This is a genomic window from Paraglaciecola sp. (assembly GCF_030730205.1).
GTDB lineage: Bacteria > Pseudomonadota > Gammaproteobacteria > Enterobacterales > Alteromonadaceae > Paraglaciecola.
In genome coordinates, this window is the sequence record NZ_JANQVQ010000280.1 from 7,489 (window position 1) to 8,656 (window position 1,168).

Sequence of the window (1,168 nt, forward strand, 5' to 3'; positions counted from 1 at the left end):
ATGGTTTCGATATGTTCCGAAAGTTCGGTGTTTTGGGCAAAAGTAGTTAGGCTAAGCAATGATACAAGGCTGCCCAATAGGGCAATAGAGGCATTAATTTTCATCAGTCTTCCCTGATAATATAAAAACGAAAAGCATAATAAACTACCCGGGTCAGCATTTCAAACGCTTAAATTTGCCTGGTTAAGGTATTAATATTCATGCCTTGGCATTAACTGCCATGCCTCTAACAGGTGGAAAAATTCACTGAGCAGTTTTACTGTTAGCCACATGAAAAAGGCAAAATTGTTGAAAAACAATGACGCAAAGCTTCCGGTCTAAGGTTTATTGATGTCTTCATCATACATGAACTACGATAGCGGAGTTGCCAGAAGGGAGCGTTGTTTCACGCCCACTTTTTCATATTCTTACCCATATTCAATAGCAGTACACGATGGCTTACTTTGGCGCTTAACTCGTGTGATTGAGGAAGCAGATATGATTATTTTAGTTGGTGGCGAAAAAGGTGGCAGTGGTAAAAGCTGTCTTGCACAAAATATAGCGGTGCATTTACGTGTTGAGAAAAAGTCTACGGTCTTGATGGTCGACTGCGATCCTCAGCGTACCACATCAGATTGGATACAAGAACGAGGGGCTAATACGCAGTTGAGCAACATAAACTGCGTTCAACTCTACGGTAAAATACGTAACGAACTACTGAGTTTAAACAACCACTATCAATATGTAATTGTTGACTGTGGTGGCCAAGACAATATGGCGCTACGCTCGTCAATGTCGGTAGCAAACCATGTGTTAATTCCCTTGCGACCCAAACGTCGTGATTTAAAAACCGTGCCCCACATGGAAGATATTATCTCGACCTGCAAAATGGTTAACCCCAAAATGAATGCGGCTTTTGTTATTACCCAGTGTCCGTCTTTGCCGTCTTTGGCCTCTCGAATATTAGAAGCAAAAGAGGTATGCCGTTCTTTTGAAATTGACGTGCTTGATGCCATTACCTTTAGTCGCAACATGTATGACGATAGCGAAGAATCAGGTCGTTCTGTGATGGAAATCGAGCCTGATGGCAAAGCCGCAGGTGAAATACGAGCCATTGTTGAAGAACTCTTTAGTAAAGGACAGCAAGATGTCTCTGAGCAGTTTGAAAAAATCCGCGCCGTCGGCTGAA

At 42.4% G+C, this 1,168-nt stretch carries 1 protein-coding gene and 1 riboswitch; the gene reads left to right on the top strand.

Annotated elements, in window-relative coordinates; genetic code table 11:
- Positions 1 to 268 precede the first annotated feature (268 nt).
- Positions 269 to 372, top strand: a riboswitch (cyclic di-GMP riboswitch).
- Between the two features lie 105 nt (positions 373 to 477).
- The gene (locus NWQ57_RS17975) at positions 478 to 1,167 is read left to right on the top strand and encodes an AAA family ATPase (RefSeq protein WP_306023552.1); all 690 of its coding nucleotides are present in this window, start codon (positions 478 to 480) and stop codon (positions 1,165 to 1,167) included.
- Position 1,168: the final 1 nt, after the last annotated feature.

What these genes read in the sequence shown, in the direction of transcription:
- NWQ57_RS17975 (WP_306023552.1), top strand. Translation starts at nt 478, where the DNA reads ATGATTATTTTAGTTGGTGGCGAAAAAGGTGGCAGTGGTAAAAGCTGT.